General features: G+C 40.6%; 23 protein-coding genes and 1 pseudogene. 20 read left to right on the top strand and 4 right to left on the bottom strand.

Annotation, left to right across the window (positions count from 1 at the left end):
- From AXW61_RS17690 to AXW61_RS09100, 4 genes and pseudogenes are all read left to right on the top strand, one after another.
- A pseudogene (locus tag AXW61_RS17690) lies at window positions 1-122 on the top strand (IS5/IS1182 family transposase); the annotation flags it as partial.
- Window positions 123-307: 185 nt separating this feature from the next.
- Window positions 308-451 (top strand): zinc ribbon-containing protein, encoded by a 144-nt coding sequence (locus AXW61_RS17200; RefSeq protein ID WP_004695201.1) that lies wholly within the window; start codon window positions 308-310, stop codon window positions 449-451.
- Between the two features lie 119 nt (window positions 452-570).
- A complete protein-coding gene (locus AXW61_RS09095; protein ID WP_062034080.1) occupies window positions 571-1,146 on the top strand; it encodes a DUF4126 domain-containing protein in 576 nt (191 codons plus the stop codon).
- A gap of 232 nt (window positions 1,147-1,378) precedes the next feature.
- A complete protein-coding gene (locus AXW61_RS09100) occupies window positions 1,379-1,585 on the top strand; it encodes a hypothetical protein (protein ID WP_004695205.1) in 207 nt (68 codons plus the stop codon).
- 82 nt (window positions 1,586-1,667) lie between these two features.
- Here AXW61_RS09100 and AXW61_RS09105 read toward each other — a convergent pair whose 3' ends face one another.
- The gene (locus tag AXW61_RS09105) at window positions 1,668-2,021 is read right to left on the bottom strand and encodes a hypothetical protein (RefSeq protein WP_062034081.1); all 354 of its coding nucleotides are present in this window, start codon (window positions 2,019-2,021) and stop codon (window positions 1,668-1,670) included.
- A 256-nt stretch (window positions 2,022-2,277) separates the two neighbouring features.
- On the opposite strand from AXW61_RS09105, the gene AXW61_RS09110 reads away from it, so the two are divergent.
- The 14 genes from AXW61_RS09110 to AXW61_RS09175 all read left to right on the top strand — a co-directional run bounded on the left by AXW61_RS09110 (window position 2,278) and on the right by AXW61_RS09175 (window position 12,146).
- The gene (locus tag AXW61_RS09110) at window positions 2,278-2,934 is read left to right on the top strand and encodes a hypothetical protein (protein ID WP_062034113.1); all 657 of its coding nucleotides are present in this window, start codon (window positions 2,278-2,280) and stop codon (window positions 2,932-2,934) included.
- 107 nt (window positions 2,935-3,041) lie between these two features.
- Window positions 3,042-3,314, top strand: a complete 273-nt coding sequence (locus AXW61_RS09115) for a hypothetical protein (protein WP_062034082.1) — start codon at window positions 3,042-3,044, stop codon at window positions 3,312-3,314.
- A 587-nt stretch (window positions 3,315-3,901) separates the two neighbouring features.
- Window positions 3,902-4,297 (top strand): VOC family protein, encoded by a 396-nt coding sequence (locus tag AXW61_RS09120; protein WP_010327416.1) that lies wholly within the window; start codon window positions 3,902-3,904, stop codon window positions 4,295-4,297.
- Window positions 4,298-4,934: 637 nt separating this feature from the next.
- Entirely contained in the window at window positions 4,935-5,600 is a 666-nt protein-coding gene (locus AXW61_RS09125) for an RluA family pseudouridine synthase (protein ID WP_062034114.1), read from the top strand.
- 277 nt (window positions 5,601-5,877) lie between these two features.
- Window positions 5,878-6,834, top strand: a complete 957-nt coding sequence (locus tag AXW61_RS09130; RefSeq protein WP_062034083.1) for a DUF5660 family protein — start codon at window positions 5,878-5,880, stop codon at window positions 6,832-6,834.
- A 150-nt stretch (window positions 6,835-6,984) separates the two neighbouring features.
- Window positions 6,985-7,371: a ribonuclease E inhibitor RraB gene (locus AXW61_RS09135; RefSeq protein WP_004695219.1), complete on the top strand. Its 387-nt coding sequence runs from the start codon at window positions 6,985-6,987 to the stop codon at window positions 7,369-7,371.
- 169 nt (window positions 7,372-7,540) lie between these two features.
- On the top strand, window positions 7,541-7,987 hold the full coding sequence (locus tag AXW61_RS09140; RefSeq protein ID WP_010327413.1) for an SRPBCC family protein: 447 nt from the start codon (window positions 7,541-7,543) through the stop codon (window positions 7,985-7,987).
- A 59-nt stretch (window positions 7,988-8,046) separates the two neighbouring features.
- Window positions 8,047-8,397 carry a DUF488 family protein gene (locus tag AXW61_RS09145; RefSeq protein ID WP_062034084.1) on the top strand — a complete coding sequence of 117 codons (351 nt, stop codon included), beginning with the start codon at window positions 8,047-8,049 and terminating at the stop codon, window positions 8,395-8,397.
- 179 nt (window positions 8,398-8,576) lie between these two features.
- Window positions 8,577-8,915, top strand: a complete 339-nt coding sequence (locus tag AXW61_RS09150) for a zinc ribbon domain-containing protein YjdM (RefSeq protein ID WP_062034085.1) — start codon at window positions 8,577-8,579, stop codon at window positions 8,913-8,915.
- A 140-nt stretch (window positions 8,916-9,055) separates the two neighbouring features.
- Complete coding sequence (locus tag AXW61_RS09155; RefSeq protein ID WP_062034086.1) at window positions 9,056-9,421, top strand: 5-carboxymethyl-2-hydroxymuconate Delta-isomerase; 366 nt, start codon at window positions 9,056-9,058, stop codon at window positions 9,419-9,421.
- A 233-nt stretch (window positions 9,422-9,654) separates the two neighbouring features.
- Window positions 9,655-9,990, top strand: a complete 336-nt coding sequence (locus AXW61_RS09160) for a YegP family protein (protein WP_004695228.1) — start codon at window positions 9,655-9,657, stop codon at window positions 9,988-9,990.
- Window positions 9,991-10,100: 110 nt separating this feature from the next.
- On the top strand, window positions 10,101-10,547 hold the full coding sequence (locus AXW61_RS09165; RefSeq protein ID WP_058870190.1) for a nuclear transport factor 2 family protein: 447 nt from the start codon (window positions 10,101-10,103) through the stop codon (window positions 10,545-10,547).
- 99 nt (window positions 10,548-10,646) lie between these two features.
- The gene (locus tag AXW61_RS09170; protein WP_004983057.1) at window positions 10,647-11,051 is read left to right on the top strand and encodes an NUDIX domain-containing protein; all 405 of its coding nucleotides are present in this window, start codon (window positions 10,647-10,649) and stop codon (window positions 11,049-11,051) included.
- Window positions 11,052-11,090: 39 nt separating this feature from the next.
- Window positions 11,091-12,146, top strand: a complete 1,056-nt coding sequence (locus AXW61_RS09175) for a DUF1176 domain-containing protein (RefSeq protein WP_062034087.1) — start codon at window positions 11,091-11,093, stop codon at window positions 12,144-12,146.
- Here AXW61_RS09175 and AXW61_RS09180 read toward each other — a convergent pair.
- A complete protein-coding gene (locus AXW61_RS09180; RefSeq protein ID WP_062034088.1) occupies window positions 12,143-13,078 on the bottom strand; it encodes a tRNA-dihydrouridine synthase in 936 nt (311 codons plus the stop codon). The genes AXW61_RS09175 and AXW61_RS09180 overlap by 4 nt on opposite strands.
- Window positions 13,079-13,140: 62 nt before the next feature.
- Window positions 13,141-14,727: an ATP-binding cassette domain-containing protein gene (locus AXW61_RS09185; RefSeq protein ID WP_062034089.1), complete on the bottom strand. Its 1,587-nt coding sequence runs from the start codon at window positions 14,725-14,727 to the stop codon at window positions 13,141-13,143.
- Window positions 14,728-15,186: 459 nt separating this feature from the next.
- On the opposite strand from AXW61_RS09185, the gene ampC reads away from it, so the two are divergent.
- Window positions 15,187-16,353, top strand: a complete 1,167-nt coding sequence (gene ampC, locus AXW61_RS09190; RefSeq protein WP_062034090.1) for a class C beta-lactamase — start codon at window positions 15,187-15,189, stop codon at window positions 16,351-16,353.
- Between the two features lie 178 nt (window positions 16,354-16,531).
- Here ampC and ccsA read toward each other — a convergent pair whose 3' ends face one another.
- Window positions 16,532-17,341: a cytochrome c biogenesis protein CcsA gene (gene ccsA, locus AXW61_RS09195; RefSeq protein WP_010327405.1), complete on the bottom strand. Its 810-nt coding sequence runs from the start codon at window positions 17,339-17,341 to the stop codon at window positions 16,532-16,534.
- A gap of 138 nt (window positions 17,342-17,479) precedes the next feature.
- Between ccsA and ffh the strand changes: the two genes are divergently transcribed.
- A complete protein-coding gene (gene ffh, locus AXW61_RS09200; RefSeq protein ID WP_010327404.1) occupies window positions 17,480-18,886 on the top strand; it encodes a signal recognition particle protein in 1,407 nt (468 codons plus the stop codon).
- The last annotated feature ends 129 nt before the right edge of the window (window positions 18,887-19,015 follow it).

The raw sequence follows: 19,015 nt of genomic DNA on the forward strand, positions 1-19,015 counted from the left end.
TATTAGGCGATAAACTCCGTGCGAGAAACTTTCAAAGCCAAGTCAATGAGATTCATGCACGTGTGGCCGTATTAAATAAATTTACAGATTTAGGTCGACCTCACACCCAAGTTGCCACTTAAATTTAGATAACTTGGAAGAAGTTTAGCTTTTGAATGTTTGTGCAACAAAGCCGTTAGTAAGTAATTTGAGGTATGAATTTATTTTTTGCCCAAATGCCATCATCATTTGTCGAAATGATCAATAGACATCCATCATAAAATGCATATACTAGTAAGACCATTTTCTAAACATATGGAGAACAAAAATGGTTACTGCTGGCGAAAAACCTGGAACAGGCTTCTATTTTTGTGTTCAATGCGGACACCGTGTCTACTTAGAAATTGGTACAGATCGTTTACCCCCGTGTACCAAATGCCAAGGCAATCAATTTAACAATAAGAATGCCTAAGCCAAACATTTAACAGTTACCCACTGTTTTAAAGAAAAGCCCTATCACCCGATAGGGCTTTTTGCTAAGTTATAAAAAAAGATAAAAACATCCCAACTTAGGCCACACAGGAAAAGCACATGGAAACCATATTAGGACTTTGTATCGGCATTGGCTTAAGTGCTGCCTGTGGCTTTCGCGTCTTTGTCCCACTCTTAGTCATGAGCCTTGCATCTATTATGGGTTGGTTCGAACCCATGCAAGGTTTTGAATGGTTAACTATGCCATCCGTATGCATCGCCTTAGCTATTGCAACTGTCTGTGAAATCGCAGCTTATTACATCCCATGGGTCGACAACGCTTTAGACACCATTGCAACGCCAGCCGCGATGGTCGCAGGCACACTCACCACTATGGCGGTCAGTAGTGGGGAGATGTCGCAGTTTGCCAGTTGGGCCGCGGCAATTATTGTGGGTGGAGGTACAGCAGGCGCCGTGCAAATGAGTACCGTTGCTGTCCGTGGGGTTTCAAGCGCGACGACAGGCGGGGTAGCCAACCCACTGGTGTCTACAGTGGAGTGGGTCGGAGCCGTTTTACTGTCTGTGCTGTCACTACTGGTTCCTGTCTTGGTGGTGATTGTGGGCATTATTTTAGCGATTTGGGCCGTACGTTGGTTTAAACGTAAAAAACAAGAAAGTATCAGCACACCTTTATAGTCTCTGCCGTTTTCTTATGGCGTAGCTGGATCTCTAAATTTTAAAAATAGAGTGGCTAATTTTTCGCTTATGTGGACATCAATCCTTTTAACTTGATATGGCTTAGAGATCAGTTTCACTTTTAAAATAATGATTGATTTTCATACGCTATCCGTTTAATTTTATAAATACATACTTTTTGTATGGTTTTGTTTGTAGTTGAACTTTATAAAAATTATTCGGGGAACTGTAAATGATAAAATTTATTGTAAATGAACAGCCTAGTGAAAAAGGCATTCATCATATTCATAATGCATCCTTAGGTTGTGCAGATTTACCCAGCTCGGAGGATCAAATTCTAATTGGTTATTTTGCCAATTACGAACTGGCTTATAAACGGGCAAGAATGAACTGGCCCAGAGAAAAAGTCGAAGGTTGTGATAAGTGCTGTTTCAAATAATCAAAAAACAAAAAAGCTCTGCAAATTATGCTGAGCTTTTCATTGTTGGATATGGATGTTCAATTTTTTAAGTATTACAACATTAATGGATTTCAATTCGGGTCGTGACCTTAATTTTTCGACATTCTCGGTCAGCTTCGACTAAAGCGCGAATTTTAAAGTCAGAAAATCGCACTACTCGGTTTTGCATAGCAAACTGTTCAGGTGTTTTAATTTCTAAGCACTGAAAAGGACGCAGATTTTTTAGGATGTGCTTTTGTTTTTCCGTCATGTTCTGTGTCGATAAGTACACATAGCCTTTGGTAGTTTTTAATAACACTTCATGTGGCTGTGCTTCAGATGAGCTGGTGACTTTAACGATATGTGTTTTTAACACTTTGCATGCACTCAGAGAAAGTGCAAGGTATAGCATCAGCAGGGCAGTTTTGGTTTTCATGATGAAACGTATTTGAATGGTCTTCCGTCACTTTAGCTGAAAGCTTTCAATGGCAGCAATCAAAATATGACATGGATACGGTCATCTGTTTTAATTCTAGAGCATCCTATAAATAGGCTTCTGATAAATGCTAAGCTGCAGCACAGATGCCAAAATTAAGCATTCATTAGCGCGCTCTTTTACCTACTTTATTATTTAAAAAATTAACAAAACTATGAAAAAACAGTTCATTCAAACTTCTCTAATGTTCGCTGCAATGTTGGGTATCTCCGCCAATCTGTGTGCTGAAAACTTAAGCGCAGAGGACGTTCAGCGACAAAAAGCCAGCAGCCATTACAAAGCTTACCTTCCCGCAAAATATACGGTGTTTGAGGTCGTACAAGGGGACTTAAACAAAGATGGCTTAAAAGATGTGGTTTTAATCGTCAAAGCTACAGATCCGAAACAATGGGTCACCGATGAATACCGCGGAAAACTAGATCGCAACCGCCGTGGTGTGATTGTGCTGTTGAATACAAAAGGGCGCTACCAAAAAGTCGTTCAGAACCTGTCACTGTTTTCTTCAGAAAATGAAGATGGCGGTGTGTACTTTGCGCCTGAGTTGGTGCCCTCTATCGAAAAAGGCCTGTTAAAACTACATTATGCCCATGGCCGTTATGGATATTGGGCCTATCAGTTCCGTTTAGAGGGGCGTGATATGCGTCTGATTGGCTATGACAGCTCCGATAATTTCGGCCCATATGTGAACAGCGAAACCAGTGTCAATTTTCTCACCGCTAAGAAGCTGGTCAGAGAAAATCTCAACAAAGACCCGGATAGTGACCCTAAATTTAAAGAAACATGGAGCAAAGTGAATGTTGCTCCGCTGTATTTGAGCAAAATTCAGGACATCGATGATCTGAGTCTTGAATAGTATTGGCTTAGTTTTTGCTAACTTATATTTCAAAAATGTACTTTTATGAGTGACGTGAGTCTGAGGCATCAGTCTCATGACTGCTTGATCATGTATAGGGAAAAGCGATGGAAAATAAAGAACTGGCCTTGAGTGTTGAAGAGAAACCTAAGCTGAGTACGGCTGCTCATTTGATGGCAGGTTGGCCTTTGTTTTTAGTGATGATTGGTGGTGCAATCGGTGGAGCCTTAGCCGTGGTTGCTTATGTGATTAACCGAAAAATCTATCTGTCTCAGCTCAGTAATCTGCAGAAAGTTTTAGCTAATTTACTCTGTGGTATGTCCGCGATTAGTTTATGGTGGTTTATTGCAACGTGGCTGCAAGGTTACATGGGAACTTAAACGTTCTGAAATGATGGCGTAAAAATGATAGAAGTTCATTTTTATGCGATGAAATAGATGATTCAAGTGTCATGATGAATATTTTTATCAAATCTGGTTTTATTTAGGGAAATATTTTTCATCATTGCTTGAAATTAGCCGATCTTCGGAAATTCATCCCGCACCAATTTGCTTAATATAGCGTTTAAGGGCACAGGAATCGAAAAGAGTAGTTTGCGACTCGTTATCTATCAGATCAGCGTCGTACTTACCCATAAGGTCTCGATTCAGCTTAGGACGCTATAGATTATCCATTTATAGGCAAAAGTTTAGAACTTACCCAGTTTTAATCGTTGAAGTTATCTCCTGATCCCTAGAAACTACATGATAAAAATAACACGATAAAAGACACGTCCATTCAAATATTTTCTTCCATTTTAAAACTTCTATATTGCTCCGAATATATCCAAATATTTGCTCTAACTGTGTCAAAACAAATTGCCGCTTTGGTTTGCAAAAACGGCTTTAAAAAATTGCGATTTGATAACATTGGAACGCTTAGAGTTCTGCTATAACCATTAAAAGCCTGATAAAAATATGGAACAACAATGAAAATATATGTCACTAGCATCATGGTCGATAGCCAAGAAAAAGCTTGTCAGTTTTATACAGAAAAACTCGGTTTTAAAGTCAAACATGATGTACCTGTAGGTGATTATCGTTGGCTGACTTTGGTTTCACCCGAAAGTCCAGAGGGTGTTGAACTGCTACTGGAGCCTGATGCACATCCTGCGGCACAACCGTTTAAAGCTGCAATTAAAGCAGACCTGATTCCCTATACTTCTTTTCAAGTGGATGACCTTGATGCGGAATATGAACGACTCAAAAACCTAGGGGTACGTTTTACCAGTGAACCGATGCGGGCAGGAAAAGTTAAAGTTGCAGTCTTTGATGATACCTGCGGGAATCTCATTCAGCTGATGCAGGTCTGTGCAGGAAGTTGATTTTCTCATCTATGATGCAGTAAAGAAATAAAATCCTGAGAAAAGCGCTTTTATGTGAGAAAAAAATCATAAATACGCTGCATTTGGGAAAATATTTTTTAGATAACCTGAAAGCCAAGATTTTTTTCCAAAAATAGCCAAAAAGACTTTATCTTCGGGAAACAATCCCGCCCTTGGATTGTTAAATTATATCTCAAGGGTGTGACGGGATCGAAAAGAGTAGCATGCTACCAGTGGCGCAAAACGCGTGAGTAGTACTTACCCAAAAGGTCTTGATTCGGCTTAGGACGCTATAAATCAAAAGTTTATAGGCTATAAGATCATCACTTACAAAGTTATGATAGTTGAAGTAAACAACATGTTTTCCCAGACACCCTAAAAAATTTGAACTCGAATAAAATATAAATCAAAAAATAAATTTTAATATTTCCCGCGAAAATCGAAAAATCCTGCTGTTGTAGTTTCACTTACATCATTTTATTTTAAGCTTCCAATCTAATCAGCATTGCTAAAAAGCTGGCTTTATATAAGACGATGAACGCACATCATTAAGGCTGTTTTCCATATTTTGTGAATGATTGACAGCAGAAACACAGCTTGCTATTTTTCGCGCTCGCTTTTGTATGCTGTTATTCCCATGGCTCTAAATGACAACTTTATTTATACACCGCCCCAAGAAGACTTGGTGATCGTATATGAAGACGATGATTTGGTGGTGATTGAAAAGCCTGCGGGCTTGTTGTCTGTGCCGGGACGTTTACCAGAACACCAAGACAGTGCCTATTTACGGGTTTTAGCTCAGTACCCACATGCCAAAATTACCCATCGTTTAGATATGGCGACCTCGGGAATTTTAATGTTTGCCAAACATCGCGATGCCGAAGTTGCCGTCAGTAAAATGTTCCAAGCCCGCACGGTAGATAAACACTATATTGCTTTAGTTCAAGGCCAGTTGGATGCTGAAGGCAGTGTTGAAGTACCCCTGATTACTGACTGGGAAAATCGACCACGACAGATCGTGCACTTTGAACTGGGTAAGCCTGCAAAAACGCTTTATCAAGCGCTTAGCTATGATACTGAGACTGATATTACGCGAGTTTTACTGACCCCGATTACGGGGCGTTCACATCAGCTCCGTGTACATATGCAATATATTGGGCATCCAATTACTGGAGATAAGTTGTATCACCCTGAGCCGACACGAAGTCCATTAAAACGTATGGCTTTACATGCCAGTTTTCTCGCCTTTCAGCAGCCTTTAAGTGGAAAAGCGGTTGCGATTCATGGAAGCGTGCCATTCTAACTGTGTCACACTTTATTTTAATTTTGAGAAATACTTAAAATTTGGGATATCGGGCAGTTTAAAAAACCGTTAGCGTAAGTTGTGTAAGTGCACTTTTATCCAGTGTGCTTATCTTTGTTGAAATTAACATTTGAGTTTGGCTTTTTGGCCATGGTCACGACTGATTGAAATTGAATGAAAATATGTTTGTCTGTTCCAAGGCTTACTGTTCGAGTTTCATTTGTTCTTACAGCTGAGTCTTTAAAATAAAAATGACGTTCCCGTAGGGAGATAGGCCATGCTTTATGTATTCGCTGTCATTCTTGTCCTGTTGTGTGCTGTTATATGCGGGCAAAAAATACACAGCCTTGCCCAAAAAAAGAAGATTGAATCCTTAGAAATCAATTTAGAGCGCAGTCGAAACAGTTTAGAGGTTTATGAACAGCAGCAAAGTGAATTACAACATCGGCTGACCAGTTTAAGAATTGAGCTTGGAACACTTAGACAACGCAACGAAACCTTGAGTCCTTACCAAGAAATCATTGATGTTGAACACTATGTTATTGAACGGCACAACCAAGTTGAATTGTTTGCTGAAACAGTCAAATTTGATGCTGAACAAATGCTTAAACAATGTCGGCAGCGCATTGAAAAAGTACATCACTTCTTAACAGAGTATGAATGTAAAGCCAAAGAAGTTACCATGCAGCGCGCCAGAGAAAAACTGGGTGCTTTTTTTCACATGGCTGAAGAACGACAACATCTGGCTGAAATATCGAAGGCACTACACCATAAAATTGAAACCTACAGCCAGAGTTATCAACTGCCTTCGGAGCAGTTATTAGATGAACTCATCGAAGGCTATGGGAAAACGGATGCGGCCGGTCATCTACTGAAAGTTCGGCAACAGGTGACTCGTGCGGTTGAGCAAAATGAAGTTGTGACCTGTGCCTTTATGGATGAACATCGACGACTATCTGTGATGGTCTTGGTTTCACAGTTGTTTAATACCAAAGCAGATTTTTATTTACAACGTGTGAGTAAAGACAATCTTGGTCTTTTGATTCAAGCTTTGCAGGATGACTTTACCCTCATCAATCACTATGGTGCGGCCTTTGGTCATACTCAGATACAAGACAGTTATCTGGCTCTACGCTTAGAAGAACTTAAATTTGCAGCCTTATTAGAAAACTTAAAAAGCAGCGATTTACAGTTTCAAGCAGATATTTTAGTTGAACATCGGGTTTTACAATAACACGGCAAAGTCTACGTGAAATAAAGTCCAAACAACCTTCGAAAAATCAGATGTAACTGCTATAAAAATGAGCAAAATATGCTATGTTGAAGTCACTATTCTGTCACTTGCCAACGATATATTGGCTAAAAAGATAACAAGGACATACGCATGACACGTGATTATGAATTATATCCAGATGATGATAACGGAAATGTACTTTGGCAAATGGCTGAGGATGGTGACGACCTGTCTGAACCGCATGAAATAGAATATTCGATTGCCTTTCAAGAGCAGTCACAAGCAGAAAAGTGTGCGTTGTATTTATTACAAGAAGAGCAAAAAATCACTTTGTTTGTCGATGAAGAAAGTGATGTATCTGAGTGGATTATTACCATCTATGTGTATATGGAACCTGAGTATTCAGACATTGTCGACTTAGAACAATGGTTTACTAAAATTGCAGAACAGTTTGGTGGCGAATATGACGGCTGGGGCTGTATGGCCTACGTCTATGACGACGAAGATGATGAGGACTATGAGCAAGGTCAGGCCTAAAAAGTGGTCAAATTTAAAAGCATGTTGAAAAACATGCTTTTTTTGTTGGTGGGTAGAAAAGCCAGCGGGCCAAGTTTGGCTATTTAAAAAAAGATGCACAAAAAAATACAGTATGTGGGTTTGAGCGTTTTAAACTAAATCTGAATATTTGAAAAGAACGAGAAAAATCATGTCAAATAGTGTTCAATTACACCGCGTATTTAGTGCGCCCGTCGAGCGCGTCTATCGTGCTTTTACCACCGCAGATGCTTTAGTGAAGTGGATGGCACCACACGGTTTTACCGCACATGTAGATCAGTTCGATCTGCGTGAAGGTGGTCAATATCGCATGTTTTTTACCAACTTTAGTACAGGCATGCAGCATTCATTTCATGGAACCTATCATGAAATCGTTGAAAACAGTTTATTGCGCTATACCGATGAGTTCGATGTACCTGAACTAGCAGGTAAAATTGAAGTACGTGTTGAGTTTAAAGAAGTATCTGTCGGTACAGAGGTTCATATTACGCAGTCTGGTTTACCCGATGTGATTCCTGTCGATGGCTGTTATCTCGGCTGGCAAGAGTCGCTGCAACTCTTGGCTTTTTTAGTGAATCCAGATATTCCCGATGAATAGCGCTTCGTCATCGTTGAACAATAGAATAAGTTGCACCATAGATTAAAAAGGAGTTTTGCATGCTAATACGCATGAAGCGGATTTATGCACCTGTCGAGGCTGAGGATGGCAAACGGATTTTAGTCGATCGGTTGTGGCCACGAGGGGTCTCAAAACTTGAGGCCAAAATAGATGAATGGCCAAAAATTCTCACACCATCCAATGAACTACGGAAATGGTATCACCAAGACATGGTGGCACACTGGGATGCGTTTAAAGTCCGTTATATGAAAGAACTGGAAGCACATCCCGCCGAGTTGAATGATTTGCGCCAATTGGCGATGCAAGAGCAGATCACATTACTCACCGCAGCCAAAGAAGAACAGCATAACCATGTGGTGATTCTGAAGCAGTGCTTGGAACAAAAATAAGCGTTGGAGTGATGCCATTACAGTTAAAACTTATATTGCTCTAAACCTTATTTGATCCATCTTGTGACAAGGTTAAAGCCTTAAAATAAATATGTGATTCGCATCGTTTTCATCTGAAAAATGCTATATTGGCGTTTTGAGCAATGTGAATTGCTTATTTTTTTATTTTTGAGGTTTTTATGTCTTTACCCAACTGCCCAAAATGCCAGTCCGAATATACCTATGAAGATGGTGACTTGCTGATCTGCCCTGAATGTTCAAATGAATGGAAAGAGGGAGAGACAACTGAAGAAGTGGTGGCAATTAAAGATGCCAACGGCAACTTACTTGCTGACGGTGACACGGTAACGGTGATTAAAGATTTAAAAATTAAAGGTTCGTCATCGGTGGTGAAAGTCGGAACCAAAGTGAAAAATATTCGTTTATTGCCAGATGCCGCAGATGGTCATGACATTGACTGTAAAATTGACGGTGTCGGTGCGATGAAACTGAAATCTGAGTATGTGAAAAAAGCCTAATGCGCTGAGTTTACAGTTCGAGATTAAAATGGAGTCAATTGGACTCCGTTTTTGTTTTTTCAGCCATTCTAAAAAGACATTTAAACGTTGAAACACCAGCACAGCATGCTATAAAGATAAAAACTGTTGAAGAATACGTTATGCCACATATCCACCTTGAATATTCAGACAATATCGACACCCTTGAAGTTAAGCCGATGTTATTGGCTCTAAACCAAGCTTTGCTGGATGGTCAGTTTGTACAATCGGGCAACGACATCAAAAGTCGTGCCATTCGACAGTCCGATTTTGTGATTGGGGTAGAAGGTGATGCGCAGGCTTATTTGCATGCTAAAGTGTCTTTATTAAGCGGACGAGATGAAGCCACCAAGTGTGCCATTTCGAGCCAATTACTTAAAACCTTGCAGCAAAACTTTATAGCCCCTCAGGATTTAACGGTACAAATTTGTGTAGAAATTATTGAAATGCCAAAAAGCAGTTATAGCAAATTGGTATTAAAAGCATAAAATTATGAAGAACGCCAAGCCGTTTATTGGGCCGATATCACGTGTCATTTAAACGGTTTGTGGCTGTCATGCGTTATTCATATAGCGCTGTTATTTTAAAAAAATAAAATTTAGGCTGGTAGTAAATGCACTTTTTTTTATAAAAGAAGTCATTTATATTTTATGAAATTGGATGTTTTTTTATTCAGTTTTGGTGTATCTACAATCACTTTAAAATAACAATAGGTGAGCTTATGTCAGGATGGTACGAAGTAAGTCAGGCAAATGATGGCCAATATCGCTTTGTTTTAAAAGCGGGAAATGGCGAGGTCATTTTGACCAGTGAACTGTATAAAGCAAAAGCGTCAGCACATAATGGAATTGAGTCGGTGCAAAAAAATAGCCCCGATGATACGCGTTATGAACGCTTAGAAGCCAAAAATGGCAAACCTTATTTTAACTTAAAGGCTGCCAATCATCAGATTATTGGTACCAGTCAGTTTTATGCCAGTGAGCAATCCCGAGATAAAGGCATTGAGTCGGTTAAAAACAATGGTTCAAGTACCACGATTAAGGATTTGACGACTTAAAATCAGATTACATATTTTGCTTATTTTAAGAATTGAAGAAAACCGCGTGTTTGCTATGGATGGCGCACGCGTTTTTTTATGCAGTTTGATTTGTAGTGTGGGAGTGCGATGTGGATTTTCGATTAGTTGGAGATGAGCATGCAGGGCATGAAATTATCTTCAAACTCAAACAATGGGATGATGCCATTTGTAAAATGGATGTACAAAATATCATTCGTCTTTGTCAGAGTGATGTCAGCTTGTTTGATATTGGGTTTGAGCTACAAGGCGTGCAAGCCTATCAAGAATTGTGGAGACGATATGCCCCATTTTTTCAGGGGGAAATCAAAGTGTTTAGGCGTAACATCAATATTTTTAGTCGTGACGGTTTAGCTTTTTTACATTGTTATTCTAAATTGGATCATGCCAGTGGCGTTGCAACCCCAGAGATTCCTTGGTGCAGAACCACGCTATGTTTTCAAAAAACGGCAGGTGAGTGGTTGGTTGCCCATCAGCATATTTCGGTGCCTGTGGACTTTGAAACTAAAATGTCAAAGCCGATTCATTTTCCAGACTAAGCTCGATTAAAGCTTTAGATTGGGTACAGGTTGAGCCACCTCCGTTTTGCGGGGCTACGTTTTTAATGACAACATGAACAACTTAAGAAGAAGGTATTTATGGCATTTCAAGACTTTTACCGACTGAGTTCTCACGCGGTGCTGACCAATGATGCAGGACAGGTTTTATTACTGAAAGCCAATTATGCCGATCAGGCTTGGGGGCTACCCGGTGGAGCCTTGGATATGGGAGAAACCATTCATCAGGCTTTGCTGCGTGAGTGCCAAGAAGAACTCGGTTGTCAGGTTCAGATCGATTATTTATCGGGTGTGTATTTTCATTCGGCAGTGACCTCGCATGCCTTTATTTTTAGATGTCATTTGGCTGCATCTGCTGAGATCAGGCTCAGTGATGAACATACGGCTTATGCTTGGTTTGATTTAGATCAGCTGTCGAAAGTACAACGGATACGCGTTGAAGATTGTTTAAATTATACAGGTATCGTGCAAAGCCGCAGTTTTTGAGTGCAAGATTAAGATTCCTCTGAAGTGGAGTGAGTGCATATGTTGAATAATAAGATCATAAAACGAAATAGTCCCATTATTGGTGTGTTGCTGTTGAGTGCTTTGAGCCAGTTGACTCATGCTGAAACGGGTAACTATTTTATGCATAAAGACTGGGAGCTTGCCTGTGATAATACGGGTATGTGCCGCGCGGTGGGATATCAAAGTGATGCTGAGTTTGGTCATCCAGTTTCATTGCTGATTTCTCGTCCCGCAGGTGCAGGCAGTGCGGTGCTCAGCCAAATTCAAGTGGCTGAGGAGTTTACGCAGGATACTGAAGCCAGTTTAAATGTAGGAGGAACATCTTTGGGGATCCTGACCATCGATGCCAAGAAAAGTACTGCGAAACTGTCCAGTGCTCAAAGTACGCAGTTGCTAAAGGCTTTGGTGGGTGCGGAAGATATTCGTCTCACGACCCAAGCGCAGCAATGGCAAATTTCAACTGCTGGGGCAAATGCAGTTTTGCTCAAAATGGATGATATACAAAAGCGTGTAAATACACCGAACGCGGTATATCAAAAAGGCAATCAGTCTGAGCAAAATGTTTTACAGCCCAAAGCCATCCCTAAAATTGGTATTACGGAATACCGACCTGCGGTTGCCAGTCACTTTGCCGTGGACAGTAAAAATGCCCATCAACTCTTTAAAAAGTTAAAAGCAAAAACAGATCAACAAGACTGTCCAAATTTATATGAAGTACGGTTTTTTGAGGAAGATCGGGTTTCAGTCTATCCGCTGAATGCAGAGCAAGTGGTGGTTCAAGTGCCATGTTGGCGTGGAGCGTACAATGAAGGTCTAGGCTACTGGGTTATGGACAAAGCATTGCAAAAGATTCAGCAGCAAGTCACGACATCAGGCTCAAGTTTTAGTGAGGCGCAAATTTTCTCAGAGCAAAAAGGTCGGGGTATCGCAGACTGTGGTATTCGTTCCGAGTGGGCTTGGAATGGAAAGGCTTTTGTCCTCAGTTATCAGGCACAATCGCAGCAGTGCAAAGGCTTTGCAGGTGGTGCGTGGAACTTACCCACTTATGTCTCGATCGTTGCGCGAACGGATTAATTCGCGCTTGCGTTTAGTTTAAGAATAATGTCATCCAGCGGCTTGATACGTTTGACCTCATCCCATAGGGCTTTGGCTTCAGGATAGTGTTTAGACATCATACCAAGCCATTGCTTATAACGTCCGACCATATTCATTTCTTTTTTATAGCCGCCGTTTAAAAAACGGATTTGTAAGGTCAGCAGCTCATTCCAGGTCAGCAAAGGTGTGTCTATATTTTGACGAATACACTGGGTCAAATCGGGTGTGGTCACGGCACCACGTCCAATCATCAAATCTTCACAGCCAGACTCTAAGCGACACTGTTTCGCGTCTGCATTGTTCCAAATTTCACCATTGGCAATCACATTGATCTTTAATGCTTCACGAATCGGGCGGAGCTGATCCCAAAAAGCGGGTGGGGTATAACCATCGGCTTTGGTACGTGCATGCACCGTAACCCATGCTGCACCAGCATCTTCAATGGCATGAGCATTGTCCAACATAAAATGTCGGTCCATATAGCCTAAGCGCATTTTCGCAGAAACAGGAATGTGTGCAGGAACCGCATCACGTACTGCTTTGACCAGTTCATGTACCACTTCAGGCTCATCTAAAAGCACCGAGCCACCACGGTGACGGTTCACGGTTTTGGCTGGACAGCCAAAGTTCATATCAATGGCGGGCGCACCGAGTTTCACCGCACGGATGGCATTGGCAGCCAACATTTCAGGGTCATTGCCCAAAAACTGCACATGCACGGGTGTTCCTGCCGCCGTTTTTCCGCCATTGAGTAATTCAGGGCAATATTGGTGGTAAATATGATCGGGTAGCACCGAATTGGTCACACGGATAAACTCGGTCACACACCAGTCGAAGCTACCTACAGACGTGAGCACATCACGCATGATTGGGTCGGTTAAGCCTTCCATTGGTGCAAGAATGAGTTTCACAGCGGTGTCACCAGTCAAATAGAAAAACGGTGTTATACGCAAATCCGATCACGCTGTCTAGTCTAATGCGTTTGGGTTAAATCGAAATAGTTTTGAATCTGTATCTCCTCGACAAAGGCGTCATCATGTGAAACTAAAATAACCGCCCCTGTAAAGTCGCGAATAGCCTGTGCCAACAGTTGTCTTGAGTCGATGTCGAGATGATTTTCGGGTTCATCCAGTAACAGTAAGTCCACAGGCTGTGCTGCGAGAGTGATACACAGTAAAGCAACTTTGAGTTGTTCACCGCCACTGAGTAGTGAGATGGGAAGCAGGGCCTTATCTCGTCGAATTCGAAGTTGCCCCAATTGATTCCGACACGCCTCATCGGACAAAGACGGGTTCAATAACTGTAAATTGTGTACCGCATTCAGTTCTGGATTCAGTAGGCTAAAGTTTTGATCTAAATATAACGATGCTCCTCGCTTGAAAATATCTCCCGATTGAACATGACTATGATTTTGAATGGCACGAAGTAAGGTCGACTTACCTGAACCATTTTGGCCGCGCAGTTGGATTTTTTCTCCGCTATGTAAGGCAAAAGAAATAGGCGAGATAGAAAGTGCTGCTAAAACCACGTCTTTTAAACGAAGAATTTCACCAGTTTGTTTAGGTTGAAAATGGAAATCAAACTTTTGTGACTTAATCTGTTCTAGTTGCTGCTGTTTGTTTTTGAGCTCATCTTGCGCTTGTTCCTTTTGGCGAAGTTGTTGCTGTGCGACTCCCGATAAGGTTTGACTCGCACGTTCTTTTTTAAAGTCGAGTAGGATTTTGGCTTGAGAACCAGAGCTTCGTAATTTCTGCCCAGACTTTTGCCTTTTCTGAGCTTTCATGCGCTGCTCATGCTGTTGGACTTGTAATTGTTTTAGTTCGCGTTTCTCTTGCGAGATATTGTGTTGTAGCGCCTGCTGGTGTTGCTCTGTGTGTGACTGATACTCAGCATAGTTGCAACGGAAGTGTTGCAAGCCAAAATCATTTAAAACATAGGTATTGGAGATTTGATTTAACAATGTGCGGTCGTGGCTAATGACTAAACAGCCCGCAGGATGCTGAAGGATTTTTTGACTTAACCACGCACGACTTGCATGGTCTAAGTGATTACTGGGTTCATCAAGAAGTAAATAATGCCCAGTTTGTAAAAAAAGGCGACACAGTGCCAGTTTTGTTTTCTGACCTTCACTCAGTTGAGAAACTGGGCTAGATAGATCTGTAGGTAAGTTTGAACTATCTAGCAATTTCAACCATTCAGTGGGTTGATGCCATGCATGTTCGACGCGGTCATAGTCTTCAAAGCTCGCAGTCGATTGTTCAATACGTTGAAAACTTGCATGTAAGTCAGCAATGTTAAGGGCTTCGGCAAGTGTACAGTTGCTTAAACGCTCGAGCTGACTTAAGTAGGAAAATGGCATATGCCAAATCACTTCGCCACTCGCATAATTGGGCATGTGCGTCTGAGTGAGTAGCGACATTAATATTGATTTGCCTTGACCATTGCGTCCGATCAGAGCTGAACATTGGGCAGCGGGAAATTCAAAGTTTAAATGCTGAAAAAGTGGTTCATGAGCAAATTGAACGCTGAGATTTTTTACAGTACAGGCCTGTTGGGTCATTAAAGACTCCTTTATACAGGACATACAAAATAAATTTTTATAGAGATATAGAGTAGTAAATAAGTTTATTTTGCACGTCAGAAAACAAATAAATTAGATTTGACGGAAAATAAGACTTACTTCATTGGCGTTACTCTAAAATAGAAGAAGGGGGATATTTAGCTAGTATAGCAGGTGGATGAAAAACGATCCATTTTATTATCCTTCTTATAGACATAGGGTTTATCGATCAGTGCTATTGGTTAGGGAATATTGTCATACACTAGTCGAAGCTTTCTGTAGATGTAAGTACAACCCGCACGATTGGTTAAGTGAGGCTTTTGTGAGTGCGTGGATGAGTTTTAATGTTATTTCGCATAACGCCCACTTCATTAAATAGAAGGGGTAAGGATTTATTACAGAAAATATATTAGATAAGTGAGAACATTGTTATTTGTATTATTGAGGCTAATAGCAGGAATGTTATCTAAAACCCAAAAACTATTTAAAACTAGTCTCTTTACCTTAGCCGTGGGATATAGTATTCATTCAAATGCATATGAAATCGAGGCAAATCAAAAAGATATTGAAACTGCTGTTAACCAGTCATTTAAACCACTTATGGAACAGTATGGTGTGGCAGGAATGGCGATAGGCGTCATTTATAAGGGAGAAAACTACGAACACTATTATGGTCTTCAATCTAATAATGATAATAAAAAAGTAGATAGTCGGACTATCTTTGAGTTGGGTTCTGTCAGCAAGCTTTTTACTGCAACCGCGGGTGCTTATGCTAAGGCTCAAGGAAAATTATCTTTTAACGATCATCCAAGTCAATATTGGCCAGCTTTAAAGAATTCAGAAATTGATAAGGTGAGTTTGCTGGAATTAGCGACCTATACTAGCGGTAATTTACCTTTACAATTTCCTGATTATGTCAAAACAGATGAGCAAATTTTAGACTATTTTCAAAATTGGCATATAAAAAAACCTTCCGGTAAATATCGTCAATATTCAAACCCAAGTATTGGATTGTTTGGCGAGTTAACAGCAAGATCAATGAAAGTCCCTTTCCCATCATTACTAGAACAGGTGATTTTTCCAAGTCTTCATTTAAAACACACTTATGTGAACGTTCCAGAGGAACAGATAGAACATTACGCTTTTGGGCATGATCAAAAGAATAATCTTATTCGAGTTAATCCTGGTGCATTAGATGCTCAAGCATATGGGGTTAAATCTACACTTCCAGATATGCTGAATTTTTTAAACTCAAATTTGAATGTAGAAAAAAATAGTTCAAAGATAAAGACAGCCATTTTAGAAACGCACAAAGGCTATTTCAAGCTTGGAAATATGACGCAGGCGCTTGGGTGGGAGACATTCTCTTATCCGACTACCTTAGAAATTTTGCAAGAAAGCAATTCTGAAAGCGTTGTTATGCAATCAAATCCAGTTATAAAGGATATTAGTCAGTCAAAATCCAAAGTTTTTCATAAAACTGGTTCTACCAATGGTTTTGGAACTTACGTTCTTTTTATTCCTGAAAAAGGCTTTGGGCTAGTCATGTTAATGAATAAAAGAATCCCAAATGAAGAACGGATAAAAGCGGCATACAACGTATTCAACACAGTAAAAAGTATTTAAGTTTTTCTAAAATTTAAATAATACGAAATGCACTCGATAATTTATTCTAAATCAAAAAATTGAGGTCTACTAAAAAGCCCAGTTTATTCAAGCTGGGCTTTTCTACTTAATTATCACGCTCTAGGTCTACTTATCGAGCAATGTTCTACGTTTTTAATTAGTAAAACTAAAAAAGACTTTATCGACCTAAAATCATTTCCAATACAAACTTAGATCCGATAAAACCGACAGCCAACAAGAAGAATCCAATTAAGGTAAAACGAATCGCTTTTTGACCGCGCCAACCAAAACGATAATGTCCGATGAGCAAAGCCCCATAAACAAACCAAGAAATAATACTAAAAGCGGTTTTATGTGCCAGATGTTGGGCAAAAAAGTTATCGATGGTAAAGAAACCAAACACCAACGCCACGGTTAGTAAAAGAAAACCCGTTTTAATTAAATCAAACAGTAAAGATTCCATGGCTTGAAAAGAGGGCAGTAAGTTAACCCAAAAGCGTTTCTTCTGTTTGTTCTTTAACTCACGATCTTGGAACCATAAAATCACGGCTTGTATGGTCGCCATGAGTAGCACCGCATAGGCGGACAGCGACAAAATAATATGAATATCTAAACCCAATGAGCGCTGTTCAATAAATTGAGTGGACTGACTAAAGGCAAATCCTAAAATCAGTCCTGTAGCAGCCACAGGAATGCCAATCAGGTTCAAAGCTAGAATTGGACGATAAGTGCTATAGAGTAGACTAAGTAATAGCATGAGCCCCGATGTAAATGACATTAAGACAAAAACGTCATAATTCACCCCCATCGGCGTGAGCATGTCATGGTACAAAACAGTTGCATGCAGTAATAAGCCTAAGCCTAAAATAATACCAATAAACCAATGGTTTGGATCACGTTTAGCCATTAATTTGAGAAACAAATACCAAAAAGAGGTGGTATAAGCGACTAATGCTAAGATGGTGTAAACCAAGGGCAGGCTAATCATGTCAAACCTTTTTCAGGATGATGAATATTCATTTATATAAATTCGGTGCGAACTACAGTATCCTATAGCATTCTATGCATAAATTTTCTATTTTAAGAAAGATTTTTTTGCAACTAGCAATTTTAAGCGGATTTTGCAATGTTTGATACCTTAACGGAACGACTCACGCAGAGTTTAAGAAATGTTACTGGCTCTGGGCAGCTAACCGAAGACAATATTAAAGATACCCTACGTGAAGTACGTATGGCACTTCTTGAAGCCGATGTTGCACTTCCTGTAACTCGTGAATTTATCGCGAAAGTTAAGGAAGAGGCGTTGGGTCAAGAAGTCATGACTCAATTATCGCCGGGCCAAGCATTTGTTAAAATCGTGCATGACGAATTAACAAAAATGATGGGCGAGGCAAATGAAAGCCTTGATCTTGCAGCAAAACCCCCAGTTGTGGTCTTACTCGCGGGCTTACAAGGTGCAGGTAAAACAACAACGGCTGCAAAACTTGCTCGCTTCTTACAAGAACGTCAAAAGAAAAAAGTAGCAATGGTATCTGCCGACGTATACCGTCCAGCAGCAATTAAACAGCTACAAACCGTTGCAGGTGAAGTTGGCGCGATTTTCTTTGAATCGAGTGCTGACGAAAAACCAATTACCATTGCAACGCGTGCAATTGAACAAGCCAAAATTCAGTTTGCGGATGTCTTGATCGTCGATACAGCAGGTCGTCTACACGTAGACGATGAAATGATGGACGAGATCAAAGAACTTCATGCGGCGATTAAGCCAACTGAAACTTTGTTCGTGGTTGATGCAATGACCGGTCAGGATGCGGCAAATACAGCCAAAGCCTTCAATGATGCACTGCCATTAACGGGTGTGATTCTGACCAAAACTGATGGTGATGCACGTGGTGGTGCGGCGCTTTCAGTACGCGCAATCACAGGTAAGCCAATCAAATTCTTAGGCATGGGTGAAAAGCTCGATGCCTTAGAGCCTTTCCATCCTGAACGTGTTGCACAACGTATTTTGGGTATGGGTGATGTACTTTCTTTGGTCGAAGAGCTTGAACGTAAAGTCGACAAAGAAAAAGCCGAAAAAATGGCGAAAAAACTGCAAAAAGGCGGCAGCTTCAACTTTGAAGATATGCTAATGCAGTTTGAGCAAATGAATAAAATGGGCGGCATGATGGGCTTCTTGGATAAGTTGCCTGGCATGAGCAATGCAGGGATTCAAGATGCGTTGGCGCAAGCGAACCCTGAAAAGCAAGTGAAAAAGATGGAAGCGATTATCCAATCGATGACCATCAAGGAGCGTCGTAATCCGGACCTGATGAACCCAAGCCGTAAAAAGCGCATTGCAGCAGGCTGTGGTATGGATGTGGTTGAAGTCAATAAATTGATTAAACAACATGCGCAAATGGCGAAAATGATGAAGAAATTTGCCAATCCATCGGGTATGGCAAAAATGATGAAATCGCTCAGTGGTATGCAAAAACAGTTTGGTGGTGGCGGCGGAATGGGACCATTGTTCGGTGGCAACGATAAGAAATAATCTGCTTCTAACCATTTCAGAAAAAGGCGCCTTGAGCCACTGCTGTCCCATAGTTTGCTTTAAATAAAAAAACCTGAGTCCTAACAGTTAAAATATGAGTGCAAACAAACACTTTAACGACCAGGATTC

Source organism: Acinetobacter sp. BMW17 (assembly GCF_001592855.1).
Classification (GTDB): domain Bacteria; phylum Pseudomonadota; class Gammaproteobacteria; order Pseudomonadales; family Moraxellaceae; genus Acinetobacter; species Acinetobacter johnsonii.